Consider the following 17,569-nt stretch of genomic DNA (forward strand, 5'->3'; position numbering starts at 1 on the left):
GTTGCCGAAGCGGCATGCCAAAGGTGAGGCAATGATTGTCGAAGTGAGTACATGCTGTCGCTTGCGAGCATTGTTTCTCTGCCATCGGTGACGCCGTGCCGTAGAGTGGCACAAGTGCTCACATTTAAAACGTTGCTTTTTAGATAGTCAATGTATTGTTGTTTTTATACCATGTCTGCGCCCGCTAATGCGCGGCCTGTTTGGCGCTCTGGGCTATAATGGACGGTCAGAGTTGGTTTCTTTTGCCATACAGACAGGTAGTTAACATGAATCTCAAGAGCCTCGCAATTGCCCTCGGCATGTCGAAAACGACAGTCAGCAGGGCGTTGAACGGCTATCCGGAAGTCAATTCCCGCACCCGTGAAATCGTCCTGGCCGCCGCCAAGAAAGTCGGCTACCGGCCCAATCCGCTTGCGCGCAGCCTGGCCGTCGGCCGCACGAATGTGCTCGGCATGATCTACCCCTTGCTGCCCAGCGACCTGGGCGACAGCGTCTTTCTTTCCGTGGTCAATGGCATGTCCGACGCCGTCGAAGCGTCGAAGATGAGTTTGATCATCGCGCCCGTGTCGCCGCAGAACGAACAGCCCTCGTATGAAAACATGGTGCGCGGGCGCCAGGTCGATGGCCTGGTGGTGGGCCGCACCAAGGTGGTCGACGAACGCATCGCCTACCTGACGAAAGTCGGCTTTCCCTTTGTCGCGAATGGCCGCACGCGCATCGATGCGCCGTACGCCTATTTTGACTACGACAACGACACGGGCATCGACCTGGCCGTGTCTTTCCTGGCGGCGCATGGCCACCAGCGCATCGCCCTGCTGAGCGCGCCGCTGGATCTGCATTTTGCGTATGAGCGCAAGGAAAGCTTTATCCGCTGCATGGCGCAAGCGGGCTTGCCGGTCGATCCCGCCTATCTGCTCGACAATACTTTTGATCGCCGCAGCGGCTACCAGGCCATGCAGCAATTGCTGGCCTGCTCGCCGCGTCCCACGGCCGTCATCGTCGACAACCATTTGTCCGGCGTGGGCGTGGTGCGCGCGCTGATGGATGCGGGCATCGAGATCGGCAAGGAGATTTCCGTCATCGTATGGGGCAATGTGGAAGACACATTGATCGGCATCAACGTCACCACCATCGACCAGCCCGACCTGCGCCGCGCCGGCGCAAAGATGGTCGAAATGCTGGAATCGCTGCTGGCCGGCACGCCGCCGGAACGGCTGCAGGAAATCTGGCAGCCGGTGCTGTTGCCGGGAGCGACGGTGGGGCGCTGCCCCGAATAAAAAAAACGCAGAGCCGAGGCTCTGCGTTGTCTTTTATGCCGCGTGCTTGCTTCCATCCGCCAGCACGGCCAATAGTCTCGCCTTATCCTTGCGGTAAGTATCGACTGCCGCTTCCTTGACGTGGCCGAAGCCGCGGATTTTCTCGGGCAGCGATGCCAGTTCCACGCAGGTGGCCAGGTTGTCCGCCGTCAGGTTGACCAGCAGGCCGGCCAGCAGTTCGCGGTATTCGACGATCAGCGCGCGTTCCATCTTGCGCTCGGCCGTATAACCGAAGAGGTCGAAAGTGCCGCCGCGCAAGCCCTTGGCTTTGGCCAGCAGCTTGAAGGCGCGCCACATCCACGAACCGAACTCCGCTTTCACCAGATGCCCTTTCGCATCTTTCTTGGCGAACAGTGGCGGCGCCAGGTTGAATTTGACGGAGAAATTCCCTTCGAACTGCTGCTGCAATTGCTCGACGAAACGGCCATCCGTGTACAGGCGCGCCACTTCGTATTCATCCTTGTAGGCCAGCAATTTGAAATAGCTCTTGGCGACAGCCATCGACAGTTTCTGGCCCAGTCCCAGGGTGTTTTCGCGGTCGCGCACCTGTTTTACCAAGGTCGCATAACCATCCGCATACGCGGCGTTTTGGTAGGCCGTGAGGAATTCCACGCGCTTCTTGATGACGCTGTCGAGGCTTTGCGGCATTTGCACGATGATCGCTTGCGCTGGCGTGGCGATTTGCGTCACCTTGCGCACGTCGACGGCGGCGCGGCGGCCCCACAGGAAACTCTTCTTGTTCGATTCGATGCCCACGCCATTCAATTCGATGGCGCGCAGCAAGGCCGCTTCCGTCAACGGAATACGGCCCTTTTGCCAGGCGTAGCCGAGCATGAACAAGTTGGCGGCAATCGAGTCGCCCATCAGCGCGGTGGCCAGTTTGGTGGCGTCGATGAAGTCGGCCGCATCGGCGCCGCCGACGGATTCCTCGATCAGCTGGCGCACTTCCGCCGTCGGATATTGCCAGTCCGCATTCTGCGCAAACGTGCCCGGCGGCTGCTCGTGCAGATTGACGACGGCCAGGCTGCGGCCCGGACGCATTTTCGACACGGCATCCTGCGCGCCAGCCGTCAGCATGTCGCAGCCCAGGATCAGATCCGCTTCGCCCGTGGCGATGCGCTGGGCGCGGATGTGCGCGGGGGATTTGGCGATTTTCACGTGCGAGGTGACGGAACCGTTCTTTTGCGACATGCCCGTCATGTCCAGCACGGACGCGCCCTTGCCTTCCAGGTGCGCCGCCATGCCCATCAGGGCGCCGACGGTGATGACACCGGTGCCGCCGATGCCGTTGATCAGGATGTTGTACGGCGCGTCGCAAGCGGGCAGGACGGGTTCCGGCAGCGGGCCGAAGTTGTCCGTCTCGCCTGCTTTGTTCGCGCCCGTCTTGGTCTTCTTCAGGCTGCCGCCCTCGACGGTGACGAAGCTGGGGCAGAAACCCTTGGCGCACGAGTAATCCTTGTTGCACGAGGATTGGTCGATGGTGCGCTTGCGGCCAAATTCCGTCTCTTTCGGCAAGATCGACACGCAGTTCGACTGCACGCCGCAGTCGCCGCAGCCTTCGCAGACGGCGTCGTTGATGACCATGCGCTTGGCTATGTCCGGATACTCGCCTTTTTTCCTGCGCCGGCGTTTCTCGGCCGCGCATGTCTGGTCGTAGATCAGCACGGATACACCTTGCACTTCGCGCAATTCGCGCTGCACGGCATCCATGTCCTTGCGGTCGTGCAAGGTCAGGTGGGCGGGCAGGTTGCTGCGGTCGCTGTAGCGGCTCAGGTCTTCCGTGACCAGCGCGATGCGGGCGATGCCTTCGGCCGCCACCTGCTGCGCCATCATGGGCACGGTGATGAGGCCGTCCACGGGCTGGCCGCCCGTCATGGCGACGGCGTCGTTGTAGAGGATTTTGTAGGTAATGTTGACCTTGGCCGCCTGCGCGGCGCGGATGGCCAGATAGCCGGAATGAAAATATGTACCGTCACCCAAGTTCTGGAACACGTGCGGCAGTTCCGAGAACGCGGCTTGCCCGATCCATGGCGCGCCTTCGCCGCCCATGTGCGTGGTCAGCTTGTTCATTTCCGGGTAGATCGACGTGGCCATCACGTGGCAGCCGATGCCGGCCAGCGCCAGGCTGCCGTCGGGGACTTTGGTCGAGGTGTTGTGCGGGCAGCCGGAGCAGTAGAACGCGGGGCGGAACGGCGTGTTCACGGCTTTCTTTAATACCGCATCCTTTGCGTCGAGAAAGCTCAAGCGCGCCTTGATCAGGTCGCACGTGACGGGATCGGAAATCAGGCGCGCGATGCGGCTGGCGATGACCCGCGCCACTTGCGAGACGGAAAAATCCGCCTTCGAGGTCAGCAGCCATTCGCCGCGCGGCGCCACCCATTCGCCTTTTTCGTCGAATTTGCCGATCACGCGTGGGCGCACGTCGTCGCGCCAGTTGTACAACTGCTCTTTTAATTGGTATTCGACGATCTGGCGTTTTTCTTCGACGACGAGGATTTCATCGAGGCCTTGCGCGAATTCGCGCACGCTGTCCGGTTCCAGCGGCCACGGCATGGCCACCTTGAACAGCCGCATGCCGACGTCGGCCGCCATCTGCTCGTCGATGCCCAGCTCTTCCAGCGCTTCGAGTACGTCCAGGTAGGACTTGCCGGAAGCGATGATGCCCAGCTTGGCGTTCGGGCTGTCGATGGTGGTGTGGTTGAGCTTGTTTTCGCGCGCGTAAGCGAGGGCCGCATAGATCTTGTAATCCTGCATCAGCGCTTCCTGATTGCGCGCCTGCTGGCCCAGCGGGATGCTCGACAGGCGCGCGTTCAGGCCGCCTTCGGGCATCTGGAAATCTTGCGGAATTTTCACTTCCACGCGGAACGGGTCGGCATCGATGGAGGCCGACGATTCGACCGTGTCGGCCAGGGCCTTGAAGGCCACCGTGCAGCCGGAAAAGCGCGACATGGCCCAGCCGTGGATGCCCAGGTCCAGGTATTCCTGCACATTGCATGGATACAGGACGGGGATCATCGAGGCGGAAAACAGGTGGTCGGACTGGTGCGGCAGGGTCGACGAATAGGCGCCATGGTCGTCGCCAGCCACCAGCAGCACGCCGCCTAGCTTGGCTGTGCCCGCATGGTTCATGTGCTTGAAGACATCGCCGCAGCGGTCCACACCAGGGCCCTTGCCGTACCACATGGCGAACACGCCGTCGTACTTGGCCGGGCCGATCAGGTCGACCTGCTGCGAACCCCAGACGGCGGTCGCGGCCAGGTCCTCGTTGACGCCGGGCACGAACTGCACGTGGTGCGCTTCCAGCTGTTTCTTGGCTTTCCAGAGGTTTTCATCGAGGCCGCCCAGGGGCGAACCGCGGTAGCCGGAGATGAAACCGGCCGTGTTGAGGCCAGCAGCCTGGTCGCGCAGGCGCTGCATCATGGGCAGACGTACGAGGGCCTGGATGCCGGACAGGAAGATGGCGCCGGAAGTGGCTGTGTATTTGTCGTCGAGGCTGACGGTGGTCAAACGGGAAGTGTCGGGGGGTGTAGATGGCGCGGCACCGGCGTTTCTAGCGAACGCTGCGGAGCCGTTTTCCGTGGTTACGGACATGGCTGTCTCCAAAAGGGTGTTTCAGATGACGGCTGTACAAGGGACGCGCCCGGTAAGGCGCGCGCTGTGCAGACGGGATGGCCGCGTGTGGGCGGCACATAACTATTTTAAATTTAAAATAGTTAATGTGGTCAGTGTAGAACGAGCGGGGGAGAGGGGCAAATATGGTTTGCCGATGGGGGTATAAGAAAAATTGATGGCCTATCTTGCGCCGCAAGACAGGCCATGTTGGCCGTGCACGCTTTAGGGCTGCGTCCATTGCAGCTTGCGCGCGCGCAAGGGATAGGCCACTGGCGTCAATTCGGGCAGCAAGCCATTGAGCGAGTCTTGCGTCAGTTCCAGGGCTTTTTGGGGACTAAGCTCATTGACGCTGAGACTACTCATGAAACCTGTATCAAAGCTCAGATATATGGGAGGACCATTTTCCTTGATATTGACGGTCGTGCGCTTTTTGTAGAATGCGAGCTCGTATGTGCCCGGTGCCAGCTCCAGCGCCACATGTGTGCCGGAATCATGATAGTAGAGGTTTTTTTTCGCGCTGCCCTGTAGATGGCTGGCCTCGATAGTGTAGAAGGTGCTGCCATCTTCGAATTTCTCGCTATCTACCGTTTCTTGCGGCATGCGGTTAAAGAGGATCAGATTGGCTTTTCTGTTGAGTACCGTGCCTGCTTGCCCAGGCGCACTTGACGGCTCCAGGGCGGTCGTGCGGTGCAGGCCTTGTTCCTCTGCTTCGTGCTGGGCTTTGTGTCCCATGATCCCATTCAGCGCAATAGAGACGTTAAGTGGTCCCATGGATCTGGCCTCTTTTGCATCGTAGTGAAGGTCCTTCATGGTGGCACGCGTCGTTTCTATGGAATGCCAGATGGTTTTACTCGCCACTCGGTCATATACCACCGCTTCAATGAGCATGATGAAGGAAGAACGGCAGCCATAGCTATTGCATTTTCCTAGCGTGGTATCTGCATATTTCCAGTCCACCAGAGCCACGTAGCGCCGCCCCGTCGTGCTGGCAGGCAGTCCCTGCACGGTGTCGAGGATGGATGGTTGCTTGAACGCGGGCGGCATGGGGACGAAGGCGAGTTCTTCTTTCGGATCCTTGGCAGCGTCGACATAGGCACGGCAAGCCCAGCTTTTGAACAGGGAGGTGTTGTCCGACGAGACGATGGTACCCCAGGTACTTTCATGGGTCTTGGGCGTGCAACTGTCCGGCGCAATAAATACCACCACCTCGATTTCTTTTCTTTCAATGGGCTGCGCAACATCGCTGAGTAGCACTTCGCGCAAGGGAAATTCGGATTGCGGGCGGGCGGCTTGGGCGCCCTGCATTAGCAGCAGCAGGGCGGCGCTTGCCGCCAGACGGCGCAAGGAAGTGGTAAGCAAGAACATGATGACGATGGTGAAATGAATAAGACCATCATTTTATTTCTTTTGAGAAATTATTGCTGGAAAAATAATGCTCGCTACAGCACATGCGCCCCCACCCAGCGCCCGCTGCCGCACAGTTCGGCGGCCACTTGCAGCACGAGGTTCTTCACGGCATTGCCTGCGTTCGTCAGGGGAATGTTTTTCGAGGCGCACAGGGCGACCGTGCGCGACAGGACGGGGCTGTGGATGGCGTAGCTGCGCATGGCGCCGCTGTCGAGTTCGGCCAGCAGGGGCGCGGCTGGCAGGATGGTGGCGCCCATGCCGGCCAGGATGGCTGATTTCAGGATGGCGATCGAGTTGATCTCGATCACGTTCGCCGTCTCCAGGCCCAGTTCGCGGGCGCGGCTGTCGATGCGCGGGCGCACGCCATGCTGCAGGCCCGGCAGGATCAGGGTGGCGCTCAACGCCTGCGGGAACGACAGCGCCGAGCCCGCGGGCGCGAACGGTGAATCGCTGCGGCAGATGAAACGCATCTCTTCTTCCACCAGGGGACTGCAGGCAAACGGGGTCAGCTGGCCATCGTCGAACAGCACGGCCAGGTTGATGCGTCCCGATTTGAGCTGTTCATTGAGGTTGCCCGTGATTTCTTCCGTCAGTTGCAGGGTGATTTCAGGGTAGCGTTCGCGCGCGGCCAGCAGCAGGGGCAGGGCCAGCGCGCCCGATATGCTGTGCGGCAAACCCAGGGTGACGTTGCCGGACGGCCGCGTGGCGCTTTGCGTGACGGCCGAGCGGGCGTCGGCCACCTGTTTCAGGATCGCTTGCGCATGTTCGTAAAACACCTTGCCCGCGTCCGTGCTGAGCACGCCCTGGGCCGAGCGGTGCAGCAGCTGCACGCCCAGTTCCTCTTCCAGCTGGCGCAGCTGCTGCGTCAGAGCCGGCTGCGCCACGTGCAGGATCAGGGCCGCGCGCGACAGCGAGCCGTGGTCGACGATGGCAACAAAGTAGCGTAATTGGCGCAGTTCCATGGGTCCCAAAAGCGGTGCGTTGAGCGGAAAAGCAGCATATTGCGCCGCAGCGCCGAACGCGGCCAGCAGAATAACAATTTTGTTATACTCATTCTAACGCCTTCGGTGTTCCAGCCGCGTATTTGTGGGATGACAGCATGCTCAAGAAAGTTGATTCGTCTCAATTAAAAGTGGGCATGTACATTCATGACCTCAGCTGCGACTGGATGACGCATCCATTCGTGCGCAACCGTTTCCTGTTGCGCAGCGACGATGAAATCCGCAAGATCGTGCAGGCCGGCATCCACGACGTGGTGATCGACAGCGGCAAGGGCCTCGACGTGCAGGACGCGCCCACGGTGGCGCAGGCGCAGGCTGACACGGAACGCGAACTGGTGCAGATCGCCACGCCACCGCAAGTGGTCACGCGCGTGTCGCTGGGCATGGAACTGGCGCGCGCCACGCAGGTGCGGCGGCAGGCGGCCAGCCTGGTGCGCACGGTGATGGCTGATGTGCGCCTGGGCAAGGCGGTCGAGCTCGACCGCGTGCAGCACACGGTGCAGGATATTACCGAATCGATCCTGCGCAATCCCGGCGCCCTCGTCGGCTTGTTGCGCATCAAGAGCAAGGATGATTACACCTTCCTGCATTCCGTCAGCGTGTGCGCGCTGCTGGTGGCGTTTTGCCGCTCGCGCGGCATCGATGCGGCCACCACGCACCAGGCCGGTCTCGGCGGCTTGCTGCACGACACGGGCAAGGCGCTGGTACCCGATAGCGTGCTGAACAAGCCGGGTCCCCTGAGCTCGGAAGAGTTTATCCAGATCAAGCGCCATCCGCGCGACGGCTACGACATCCTGCGCCAGTCGCCCGAGGTGGGCGCCATTCCCCTCGACATTACCTTGCACCATCACGAACGGCGCGACGGCAGCGGCTACCCGGACCAGCTGGCCGGCGACGCCATCAGCGAACTGGCGCAGATGGCCGCCATCGTCGACGTATATGACGCGCTGACGTCGGACCGCAGCTATCACAAGGGTATTCCCGCCGCCGAAGCCTTGCGCAAGATCTATGAGTGGAGCAAATTCCACTTCAATCCCGTGTTCGCGCAGGATTTCATGCGCTGCGTGGGAATTTATCCGGTGGGCACCATGGTGATGCTGGAATCGGGCCGTCTGGCCGTCGTCATCGAGGCGCACGAAAGCAATCTGCTGGCGCCGAAGGTCAATGTGTTTTTCAGTACGAAGAGCAAGACCTACATCAAGCCGGAAACGGTCGACCTGTCGCGCGGCTTCGGCTTCGGCGGCGCCGACAAGATCGTCGGCCATGAGTCGGCCACCAAGTGGCAAGTCGATCCCATGCGTTTTCTTTCCCTTGCAGACGCTTAGAAAAACTCTGCCGTATCGTTCGAGGTAATGGTTGTCAGCAAGCCTTTTGCCACCAGTTCGTCGTAGTGGCACGCCAGGTTGCGGCCATGGCTCTTGGCGTAATACAAGGCCTGGTCGGCGCGGCCGAGGATGATGACGGGCGCTTCGTAGGCGTTGATGCTGACGAAGCCCACGCTGACGGTCACTCTGCCCACTTGCGGGAAGTCGTGCGCTTCGACATTGGTGCGGAAGCGGTCGATGATTTTCTGCGCATTTTCCAGGGTGATCGAGCGCAGCAGCACGACGAATTCCTCGCCGCCGAAGCGGAAGATGCGGTCTTGCGAGCGGAACGACGATTGCAGCTGGTTGGCGATCAGGATCAGCACTTCATCGCCATACAGGTGGCCAAATTTATCGTTGACCAGCTTGAAATGATCGACGTCGATCACGGCCAGCCATTGCCGTTCGGTGTCCGTATGGTGGCGCCGCTCTTCATCGACGGGACGCGGCTTTTCCGCTTCCGGTTCGCCGCGGCTGTGCAGGATTTTCGCCAGCTGGTCGTCGAAGGTCTTGCGGTTCAACAAGCCGGTGAGCGAATCGCGTTCGCTGTAGTCGAGCAGGTTCTGGAAATTGCGGTACACGCTGACGATGCCGCCGATCACCTGGATGGTGGCGCCCGTGTACGGCGTGGGATTGGTGATTTCCAGGCAGGTGGTGACCTGGTCGCCGATCCAGATGGGCAGCCACAGCAGGTGGCGGCCGTCCGCGCACAAGGTGTCGGCGCTCGCTTCATGGCGCTTGATGCAGGCGGCCAGAGCCGGGTAGTCGGACAGCGGTTCGCCTGGCAGGGTCGGGTCGTTATGCTCTTCCATGCGGGCCACGCTGCCCGCCACGATGATGGCCCGCGACCGCACGAACACCTGGCCACGCACGGTGGTCAGCGCCAACACACGGGTCTGCGACGCGGCAGCGAGTTCCTGGACCGCCGAGATCACGGAGATGTCGAGCATCGTGTGGTCGCGGTGCCCGGTCATGTCCACCATGTGTTTCAGTAGGGAATCCATTGTCGATCTCTGGAAAGTGGTCACACAAGTGTCGTCATACCAGCATTGCATCAAGCAAGAGCATGTTCGCGTCCGTCTACAAGAAGCCAAGATTTATTTGGTGGCATGACGCTCTGTACCGCCGGGCGAGAGGCCTTTCCAAAGAAGAGCTAAGCAGGATAATGTCTTTTTGCCTAATAGGCAATTAACGTATGCAATATTTCATGTAAATACATGAGATTCATGCACTGCATTGCAAAAAACTTGCCCTGACGCAGGCTTTCAATCCGGATCGCAACATTTGTTTGCGCCAGCCGCCATTTCACCAGAGTTTGATAATTTCCATGTGGAAACTTGTGGCGCGTCAATTTGCCAAAACGTGGACGCTTTATAGTCAATGTAATGGCGCAGAAATTTACGGCAGGAAACATATTAGCAGGAAAGGGCAATGTTTCCCACCCGATTGCGCCAGGGACTTGTGATTCACTTTTGGGAGCTTGTCATGCATACCTTCCTGTCGGCAGTACAGCAGTTTGTCAAGGATGAGGATGGCATTACGGCAATCGAATACGGCCTGATCGCGGCGTTGATGGCTACCGCCATCACGGCCGGTTTCTTGCTGATCAAGACCAACTTGCTGGCCGTCCTCACCGATATTTCGTCGAACCTGGTGTTGACGCCCTAAGCGGGTGCCCGCCGCTGGCCGGCCAGTGGCGGGTTTTTTTCGGGAGGTGTGCCATGCCTGCAACTGCCTTGTGCGACCTGCTGCTGCTGTGCTTTGTGACGGGGGCCGCCGTCAGTGATTTGATCCAACGCAAGATTCCGAATTGGCTGGTGCTGGCGGGCATGCTCGCCGCGCTGGCGCTGCATTTGTGGCTGTGGCCACACCGCGTGCCGCAACTGGTGCTGGGCGGCATGGCAACGGGTTTTTTCCTCTTTTTACCCTTGTACGTGCTGCGCGGAATGGCCGCCGGCGACGTCAAGCTGATCGCCATGGTGGGCGCCTTTGTCGGTCCCTGGCCCGTGCTGCAGATCTGTTTTGCCACATTTGTCCTGGGCGGCGTGATGGCTGTGCTGATGATCACCTGGCAGGGCAAGTGGCGCGTTTGCCTCGGCAATCTGCGCCAGCTGATGTGGCCGATGATCGCGCGCATGGCCGGCATTCCGCTGGCGCCAAGCGCGCTGGGCAGCGGCGCCAGCGTGGGCAACATGCCGTACGGACTGGCCGTTGCCTTGGGCTGCCTGGTGGTGCAAGGGCGGAATTATTTCTGATTGGCATTCATTGCTCTGAATCAATGGACGCCAGTTCTCGCTCGCTAGAATGAATTCTGTTCAATGCAGTCCTAACCGGCTTGGAGACGCAGCATGACCGAGGTCGACTATTCCATGAGCACCGACAGCGTGCCGCGCCCTGCCGACGCGAACCTGATGCCACCCTTGCCGCCGCAGCCGAAGAGCTTGCGTGAAACGGGACTCGAGTGGCCCCTCGTCGTCGAATTGATTGCCAAGCTGATGTTTGTGGGCGGCAAGACGCACCTGTCGGTGCTGACGACGCGCTTGCGCCTGTCGATCAATGTCTTGCGCGAAGTGCTCGATTTCATGGTGACGGAGCAGATGGCCGAAGTGGCCTGGCGCGGCGAATCCGATATCGACGTGCAGTACCAGCTGACGGGCGCCGGCAAGCAGCGCGCCAGCGCCTTCCTCGAACGCTGCGCGTATATCGGCGCCGCGCCCGTCACCCTGGAAGCGTACCGCGCCATGGTGGCGCGCCAGTCGTGGCTGGCACAGGAACAGCGCGTGGGCAGCGATGACCTGGCCGCCGTGCTCGGTGGCGCCCATGCGGGGCCGGGCATGCTCGACGTGGTCGGCGCGGCCCTGCATTCGGGACGCTCGCTGCTGCTGTACGGTCCGCCCGGCAGCGGCAAGTCGACCCTGGCGCTGCAGCTGGGCCAATTGCTGCACGGTCTCGTCGCCGTGCCCTACGCCATCGTCGTCGGCCACGACATCATCCAGTTGTACGATCCGGCCCAGCACCTGCAGCCCGCGCCGCAGCACGTCAGCCATGCGCGGCAGGCGCTGGAACGGCGCAGCACGGATATCCGCTGGGTGCTGTGCCAGCGTCCCGTGATCCACGTGGGTGCCGAGCTCGACGCCGGCATGCTGGAACTGCGCCATGACGCCAGCGGTGGCTGCTACCAGGCGCCGCCCCATGTGCGGGCGAATAACGGCATGCTGATCGTCGATGACCTGGGCCGCCAGCGCCTGGGCGCGCAAGAATTGCTGACGCGGCTGATGCAGCCGCTGGCGCGCGGCAGCGACCAGCTGGGCCTGCCCGGCGGCGTGCAGATCAGCGTACCGTTCGACAATGCCCTCGTGCTGGCCACGAACGTGCCGCCAGGCGAGCTGTTTGACGCCGCCTTGCTGCGCCGCATCGGCTACAAGGTGCAGGTGGGGCCGCTGGCCGAGAACGCCTATCGCGCCCTGTTCCGCCAGCAATGCCGACTGGCCGGTATGGCCATCGACGAGCTGGTCCTGAACCATCTGCTGCAGCTGCATGGCGCGCAGGGCCGGCCCTTGCTGGCCAGCTATCCGCAGGAATTGCTGGCGCGCATGGGCGACTTCGCCGGCTTTGCCGGCTGTGAAGCGCGCCTGACGGTGGCCGCCCTGGAGCAGGCCTGGAGCAGCCTGTTTGCCAGCTGCGACATGCCGGCCGCCAGCCTGTGCGAGCGTATCGCATGAAAAACCGGCGCGCCCTCCTGATGATGGCCCTGGCCGTGGTGCTGGGTCTGCTGGCCGTGCTGCTGGCCTCGCACTGGCTGCTGCGCCAGACGCCGGCCGGCAAGGGCAAGATCGTCGTCGCCTCCACCGATGTCAACCTGGGCCAGCGCCTGACACCCGAGATGCTGCGCCTGGCCGAGTGGCCGGCGGAAAGCTTGCCGCAAGGCGCGCTGCAAGACCCGGCAAAACTGGCGGGACGCGTGCTGAAAACCAGCGTGCTGCGCGGCGAGCCGCTGAGCGAGGCCAAGCTGGCCCCCGTCGGCACCCTGGGTGGCCTGTCGGCCCTGATCACGGAAGGGCGGCGCGCCATCACCGTGCGCGTCAACGACGTGATCGGCGTGGCCGGCTTCGCCTTGCCGGGCAACTATGTCGACATCATCGTCAGTACCCAGCAAGATGCCGGCGACCGCGCGTTTCCGCAAAGCCGCAACATTTCCAAGATCGTGCTCGAACGCATCCTCGTGCTGGCCGTGGCGCAGGAAGTGGGGCGCGACGAGACCAAGCCGCGCGTGGTCAACGCGGTGACCCTGGAAGTGACGCCGGAACAGGCGGAAAACCTGGACCTGGCGCGCAGCGTGGGCAGCCTGTCGCTGGTGCTGCGCAACCAGGTCGATCCGCAGCCGGGCGTGACGGCGGGCGCCACCAAGCTGACCTTGCTGGGCGGACCGCACGACGCCGAGCCTGCTCCCGTGCCTGCCGCCGCCCCCGTGCTGGCCGCCGCGCCGCGTCCGGTGCGCGTGGCGAAGGCGCCGCCGGAACCACAGCGCCAGTGCAGCACCGTCATCGATGGGACGCGCCAGTCGCGCGAATGTTTTTAGCCAACCATGGACACGCTCATGAACCGCGCCCTGCTGACACTGTGCTGCCTGCTGTTGCCGCTTGCCGGCGCGGCAGCCGATCCTGGTCCCCGCTGCGGCGGCGAAGCGGCGACGCCCGGCAACTTGCAGCTGCAGGTGGGCAAGTCGAGCATGCTGCGCCTGCCCGAGGCCGTGCTGGCCCGCAGCGTCGGCAATCCGGCCATGCTGCAAGCCATGCTGGTCGCGCCCGACACTTTATATGTGGTCGGTGTCGACGTGGGCAGCACGAACATGATCATCCAGGGCAGGAGCGGCGTGTGCAGCGTGGTGAACGTCAGCGTCAGCATGGACCCGTCCGGCCTGCAAACGACCCTGGCGGCCCTGATGCCGGAAGAGAAAGCCATCCGCGTCACGGCCGTGGCCGACACCCTGGTACTGTCGGGCACGGTGCAGGACGCGGGCGCCGTGCTGCGCGCCACCGAGCTGGCGCACGCGTATGTGCGCCGCGCTACCGCACCGCTGGCGCTGCCCAAGCCCGCCGACGTTGCCGCCATGCCGGCGGCCGCCACGGCGCCCGCTGGCGGTGCTGGTGGTGCGAACAGCCGCATCATCAATATGCTCGACGTCAGCGCGCCGCAGCAGGTGATGCTGGCCGTGCAGATCGCTGAAGTGTCGAAGTCGCTGCTGGAACGGCTGGAAGTGGGCGCCACCTTGCGCTTCGCGTCCGGCAGCTGGGCCACCACCTTGCTGTCGAATTTCCTGAGCGGCACGGCCAATGGCCTGCTCGACGTGCGCAAGTCGAATGGCCAGCAGCTGACCATCGAGGCGCAGAAACAGGATGGCCTGGTGCGCATCCTGGCCGAGCCAACGGTGATGGCGATCAGCGGGCAGGAGGGCAGTTTTCTGGCGGGCGGCAAGATATTCATTCCCGTCGGCCAGGACAACAACAAGATCACCCTGGAAGAGCGCGAGTATGGCGTCGGCCTGCGTTTTACGCCCACCGTGCTGTCGGGCGGGCGCATCAATTTGAAGGTGGCGCCGGAAGTGTCGGAACTGTCGCGCGAGGGGGTGGGCATTTCCGCCGCCGGCGTCAGCGGACGTTCTATTTTGCCCGTGATCACCACGCGGCGCGCCTCGACCACGGTGCAGCTGTACGACGGCCAGAGCTATGCCATCGGCGGCTTGATCAAGAACAACCAGGTGAGCAACATCACGGGCGTGCCGTGGCTCAGCGAGCTGCCGATCCTCGGCGCGCTGTTTCGCAGCACGGACTTCCAGCATGACCGCACGGAATTGTTGTTCGTCATTACCGCGCATCTCGTGAAACCTTTGCCGGCGGACGCCGTACTGCCGACGGCGCAGCTGGCGCCGCCTTCGCGCACGGACTTGATGTTGCGCGGCAAGATGGAAGGCACCTTGCCGTTGGCGCCGCCGTCCGTGCCGCCACCGCGCGCGGCCAACGGCTTCGAGTTGAAATGAGACGGGGAGACACGCCATGCCGAACTCGCTCCTGATATTGCTGCGGCGCCTGGCCGCCTTGACTCTGGCCATGCAGCTGGCCGCCTGCGCACACAGCAGCACGCCGCAGCTGGACCCGCGCTTCGGCGACGCCGTGCGCCTGGCCATGACGCAGCAGGTGCGCGATCCGGCCAGCGCGGGAAATCGCCAGCCTGCCGACGGCCTGGACGGGCCCAGCGCGCACGCCGTCATGCAGCGCTACCGCGCCTCGTTCGTCGAACCGAACGGCCAGGCGCCGCAGCCGGTGCAGTTCATGCTGGGAGGCGGCAATGGCAAATAGACGCCAGGGCCAGCGCGGGGCGATGCTGATCGCCTTTTCCATCCTGCTCATCCTGGTGCTGGGTTTTATCGGCCTGGCGCTCGACGTGGGCCAGGTCATCGGCCGCAAGACGGAATTGCAGAACCTGGCCGACAACGCGGCGCTGGCGGCGGCTGCGGAACTGGTGGGCACGCCAGAAGGCTTGCTTGCTGCCGTGACGAAGGCCAAGAGCAGCGCGGCCGACAAGAGCGCATGGCGGCGCCGCATGCAGGGCGCCATCCTGTCGGACGCCAGCATCCGCTTCGCCAGCGTGCCCGACGCGCCCGCCAGCGAATGGCATGCGGCGGGCGCTGTGCCCGATGCGGCCACGGCGCTGTTCGTGCGCATCGATACGCAGGCCAATGAGCCGTCGCTGGGGCGGGTGGCGACGGCGTTCCTGGGCGCCTGGTCGCCGGCGCTACGCACGCTGGACACGGGCGCGCGCGCCGTGGCGGGACGTACCAGTCTGAACCTGACGCCGCTGGCCGTTTGCGCGCTGTCGGCCAGCGCGGCCAGTGCGCGTACGAATGCGGCGCTGCTGCCGGCCGTCGAGCTGCTGGAATATGGCTTTCGCCGCGGCGTGGCGTATAACCTGTTGAAACTCAATCCGAACGGCCCGGCGGCCGAACATTTCGTGCTCAATCCCCTGGGCCAGCCGGGTGTGGTGGGACCGTCGCTGCAGGTCGGCGAGACCAGCGTGCTGCCGTTTGTGTGCAGCGGCACGGTGCTGTACCCGCGCATCGGCAGCGCGCAAGTGCACGTGCACCGGCCGTTTCCCGCCACCTTGTGGCCGGCCTTCAACGCACGCTTCAACCTGCACGCGGGCAGCGGCTGCCATCCCGTCACGTCGCCGCCCGACACGAATATCCGCGCCTATCCGAATGCGGCCGCGAACTGGTGGATGACGAACACGCCTGACGCGCCGAGCGCCCTGAGCACCGGCAATCCGCTGCTGTCCGTGGCCGATCCGGAATCGAACGCGACGCCGCCCGCCGTCGGCAGTTACGGGCCGCTGTGGTCGTTTGGCAGGGCGGTCAAGTACAGCAGCGTGAAGCCGGCCGGCGGCTATCTGCCGTTTGCCACCAGCGACTGGCCCAAGCTGTATCCGGCCCTGCCCGCCGCGCCGGCCGCCAAGTCCGGCTATCCTGCCACGCCGCCCTACCAGACGCTTGGATTCCAGACGGCGCCGACCGGCAACACGGGCGTGGCGCAGCGGCGCCTGCTGCATATTCCCCTGCTGGCCTGCCCTCTGCCGGCAGGCAGCGACGTGCTGGCGCAAGTGCGCGGCATCGGCCGCTTCTTCATGACGGCGCCGGCTACCAATGGCGTGCTGAGCGCCGAATTTGACGGCCTGGCGGCCGAGGGCGCGCTGATGGGCCCCGCGGAGTTGCTGCAATGAGGCCGCCCTGCCGCGCGCCACGCCGCCAGCATGGTGTCGCCGCCATCGAGCTGGCGCTGATCATGCTGTTTTTCATGGGCCTGTTGCCCTTCGTGCTGCTGTTCGGCCGCGCTCTGCTGGTGTACACGGCCCTGCAGAAAAGTACGCACGATGCGGCGCGCTACCTGGCGACCATGCCGCTGTCGCAGATGGCCAGTATCGGCACGGCGACCCAGGGCGTCGCATTTTCGCGCCAGATGGTGGTCGAGGCGATGGCGGAAAGCTGGCCCACGATGGAGTCCGTCCGGGTCAGCGTGGACTGTACCTATGCCGACGATTCCTACAACTGCGGCAATTACGCGACGCCGCCGCAGCAGGTGCATATCAAGGTGTCGGTGGACATGCCCATCGTCTTCTTGCCCGACCTGACGCGCGCGTGGCTGCCGCAGCTGGCGCCTATCCCCTTGCGTTCCAACGCGACATTGCGCTATGTCAATTAACCTGCGCCTGCGCCGCCAGCGCCAGGGCGGCGTATTTGCCGTCGAATTCGCCATGCTGGCGCTGTTGTTCCTGCTCTTCCTGTTCGCCATGCTGGAATTGGCGCGCGCCGTGTACCTATGGAATATGGTGCACGAGATTACCCGGCGTGCCGCGCGCGGCGCGGCCGTCACCGATTTCAGCAATGCAAGCGCGCTGCAGGCCGTACGCGCGCACGCCGTGCTGCGCGCCGCGCCGGGTGTGCTGCCGCTGGGCGGTGGTATCAACGACGCGTATGTGCGCATCGATTATCTGTCGCAGTCGAGCAGCGGCGCCGCGCTGGCGGCCGTGCCGGTGACGGTATTGCCGGGCTGCCCGCAACGCAACCGCATCAATTGCCTGGACGACCCGCATGGCGCCAGCTGCATCCGTTTCGTGCGCGCACGCCTGTGCGTGCCTGGCGACGGCGGGCGTTGCGAGAGCGTGCCATACCGGCCCATCCTGCCGCTGCTGAACGTGATGTTTCCCTCCGGAGCAGGCGCCGTGCGCCTGCCCAACGGCGCCACCATGGCGGTGGCCGAGTCGTTGGGCTATCCGGACAATCCCGGTTTTTGTCCCTGAGCGCCACTTGACGGCGCAG

The 17,569-nt window shown here is 63.2% G+C and carries 15 protein-coding genes; 11 read left to right on the forward strand and 4 right to left on the reverse strand.

The window, feature by feature from the left end; genetic code table 11:
• The first annotated feature begins 266 nt into the window (after nt 1-266).
• Entirely contained in the window at nt 267-1,277 is a 1,011-nt protein-coding gene (locus OPV09_RS02450) for a substrate-binding domain-containing protein (RefSeq protein ID WP_034752966.1), read from the forward strand.
• A 33-nt stretch (nt 1,278-1,310) separates the two neighbouring features.
• Here OPV09_RS02450 and OPV09_RS02455 read toward each other — a convergent pair whose 3' ends face one another.
• From OPV09_RS02455 to OPV09_RS02465, 3 genes are all read right to left on the reverse strand, one after another.
• Nucleotides 1,311-4,907 carry an indolepyruvate ferredoxin oxidoreductase family protein gene (locus tag OPV09_RS02455; protein WP_338680410.1) on the reverse strand — a complete coding sequence of 1,199 codons (3,597 nt, stop codon included), beginning with the start codon at nt 4,905-4,907 and terminating at the stop codon, nt 1,311-1,313.
• A 243-nt stretch (nt 4,908-5,150) separates the two neighbouring features.
• Nucleotides 5,151-6,293, reverse strand: a complete 1,143-nt coding sequence (locus OPV09_RS02460; protein WP_338680411.1) for a hypothetical protein — start codon at nt 6,291-6,293, stop codon at nt 5,151-5,153.
• Nucleotides 6,294-6,367: 74 nt separating this feature from the next.
• The gene (locus OPV09_RS02465; RefSeq protein ID WP_338680412.1) at nt 6,368-7,297 is read right to left on the reverse strand and encodes a LysR substrate-binding domain-containing protein; all 930 of its coding nucleotides are present in this window, start codon (nt 7,295-7,297) and stop codon (nt 6,368-6,370) included.
• A 137-nt stretch (nt 7,298-7,434) separates the two neighbouring features.
• On the opposite strand from OPV09_RS02465, the gene OPV09_RS02470 reads away from it, so the two are divergent.
• Nucleotides 7,435-8,661 carry an HD-GYP domain-containing protein gene (locus OPV09_RS02470; protein WP_338680413.1) on the forward strand — a complete coding sequence of 409 codons (1,227 nt, stop codon included), beginning with the start codon at nt 7,435-7,437 and terminating at the stop codon, nt 8,659-8,661.
• On the opposite strand, the gene OPV09_RS02475 is transcribed toward OPV09_RS02470, so the two are convergent.
• A complete protein-coding gene (locus tag OPV09_RS02475) occupies nt 8,658-9,704 on the reverse strand; it encodes a GGDEF domain-containing protein (protein ID WP_034752974.1) in 1,047 nt (348 codons plus the stop codon). The two genes, OPV09_RS02470 and OPV09_RS02475, sit on opposite strands and share 4 nt — an antisense overlap.
• Nucleotides 9,705-10,185: 481 nt before the next feature.
• Between OPV09_RS02475 and OPV09_RS02480 the strand changes: the two genes are divergently transcribed.
• From OPV09_RS02480 to OPV09_RS02520, 9 genes are all read left to right on the forward strand, one after another.
• Entirely contained in the window at nt 10,186-10,368 is a 183-nt protein-coding gene (locus tag OPV09_RS02480) for a Flp family type IVb pilin (protein ID WP_034752975.1), read from the forward strand.
• 53 nt (nt 10,369-10,421) lie between these two features.
• On the forward strand, nt 10,422-10,955 hold the full coding sequence (locus OPV09_RS02485) for an A24 family peptidase (RefSeq protein ID WP_070304497.1): 534 nt from the start codon (nt 10,422-10,424) through the stop codon (nt 10,953-10,955).
• Nucleotides 10,956-11,048: 93 nt separating this feature from the next.
• The gene (locus tag OPV09_RS02490) at nt 11,049-12,422 is read left to right on the forward strand and encodes an ATP-binding protein (protein ID WP_338680414.1); all 1,374 of its coding nucleotides are present in this window, start codon (nt 11,049-11,051) and stop codon (nt 12,420-12,422) included.
• Nucleotides 12,419-13,279, forward strand: a complete 861-nt coding sequence (gene cpaB, locus OPV09_RS02495) for a Flp pilus assembly protein CpaB (protein ID WP_072455854.1) — start codon at nt 12,419-12,421, stop codon at nt 13,277-13,279. The genes OPV09_RS02490 and cpaB overlap by 4 nt, the downstream gene beginning before the upstream one ends.
• Before the next feature lie 18 nt (nt 13,280-13,297).
• The gene (locus tag OPV09_RS02500) at nt 13,298-14,737 is read left to right on the forward strand and encodes a type II and III secretion system protein family protein (RefSeq protein ID WP_338680416.1); all 1,440 of its coding nucleotides are present in this window, start codon (nt 13,298-13,300) and stop codon (nt 14,735-14,737) included.
• 16 nt (nt 14,738-14,753) lie between these two features.
• The gene (locus OPV09_RS02505; RefSeq protein ID WP_034752980.1) at nt 14,754-15,056 is read left to right on the forward strand and encodes a hypothetical protein; all 303 of its coding nucleotides are present in this window, start codon (nt 14,754-14,756) and stop codon (nt 15,054-15,056) included.
• Entirely contained in the window at nt 15,046-16,473 is a 1,428-nt protein-coding gene (locus tag OPV09_RS02510) for a pilus assembly protein TadG-related protein (protein WP_338680417.1), read from the forward strand. The genes OPV09_RS02505 and OPV09_RS02510 overlap by 11 nt, the downstream gene beginning before the upstream one ends.
• Complete coding sequence (locus tag OPV09_RS02515; RefSeq protein ID WP_070304501.1) at nt 16,470-16,952, forward strand: TadE/TadG family type IV pilus assembly protein; 483 nt, start codon at nt 16,470-16,472, stop codon at nt 16,950-16,952. The genes OPV09_RS02510 and OPV09_RS02515 overlap by 4 nt, the downstream gene beginning before the upstream one ends.
• Nucleotides 16,942-17,550, forward strand: a complete 609-nt coding sequence (locus tag OPV09_RS02520; protein ID WP_051991344.1) for a TadE/TadG family type IV pilus assembly protein — start codon at nt 16,942-16,944, stop codon at nt 17,548-17,550. Before OPV09_RS02515 ends, OPV09_RS02520 begins: the two co-directional genes overlap by 11 nt.
• Nucleotides 17,551-17,569: the final 19 nt, after the last annotated feature.

The sequence above is a fragment of the Janthinobacterium sp. TB1-E2 genome, from assembly GCF_036885605.1.
Classification (GTDB): Bacteria; Pseudomonadota; Gammaproteobacteria; order Burkholderiales; family Burkholderiaceae_D; genus Janthinobacterium; species Janthinobacterium aestuarii.

Coding starts and splice junctions, on each gene's coding strand:
- cpaB (WP_072455854.1), top strand. CDS start 12,419: ATGAAAAACCGGCGCGCCCTCCTGATGATGGCCCTGGCCGTGGTGCTG.
- OPV09_RS02505 (WP_034752980.1), top strand. CDS start 14,754: ATGCCGAACTCGCTCCTGATATTGCTGCGGCGCCTGGCCGCCTTGACT.
- OPV09_RS02465 (WP_338680412.1), bottom strand. CDS start 7,297: ATGGAACTGCGCCAATTACGCTACTTTGTTGCCATCGTCGACCACGGC.
- OPV09_RS02480 (WP_034752975.1), top strand. CDS start 10,186: ATGCATACCTTCCTGTCGGCAGTACAGCAGTTTGTCAAGGATGAGGAT.
- OPV09_RS02470 (WP_338680413.1), top strand. CDS start 7,435: ATGCTCAAGAAAGTTGATTCGTCTCAATTAAAAGTGGGCATGTACATT.
- OPV09_RS02490 (WP_338680414.1), top strand. CDS start 11,049: ATGACCGAGGTCGACTATTCCATGAGCACCGACAGCGTGCCGCGCCCT.
- OPV09_RS02475 (WP_034752974.1), bottom strand. CDS start 9,704: ATGGATTCCCTACTGAAACACATGGTGGACATGACCGGGCACCGCGAC.
- OPV09_RS02485 (WP_070304497.1), top strand. CDS start 10,422: ATGCCTGCAACTGCCTTGTGCGACCTGCTGCTGCTGTGCTTTGTGACG.
- OPV09_RS02455 (WP_338680410.1), bottom strand. CDS start 4,907: ATGTCCGTAACCACGGAAAACGGCTCCGCAGCGTTCGCTAGAAACGCC.
- OPV09_RS02515 (WP_070304501.1), top strand. CDS start 16,470: ATGAGGCCGCCCTGCCGCGCGCCACGCCGCCAGCATGGTGTCGCCGCC.
- OPV09_RS02520 (WP_051991344.1), top strand. CDS start 16,942: ATGTCAATTAACCTGCGCCTGCGCCGCCAGCGCCAGGGCGGCGTATTT.
- OPV09_RS02510 (WP_338680417.1), top strand. CDS start 15,046: ATGGCAAATAGACGCCAGGGCCAGCGCGGGGCGATGCTGATCGCCTTT.
- OPV09_RS02450 (WP_034752966.1), top strand. CDS start 267: ATGAATCTCAAGAGCCTCGCAATTGCCCTCGGCATGTCGAAAACGACA.
- OPV09_RS02500 (WP_338680416.1), top strand. CDS start 13,298: ATGAACCGCGCCCTGCTGACACTGTGCTGCCTGCTGTTGCCGCTTGCC.
- OPV09_RS02460 (WP_338680411.1), bottom strand. CDS start 6,293: ATGTTCTTGCTTACCACTTCCTTGCGCCGTCTGGCGGCAAGCGCCGCC.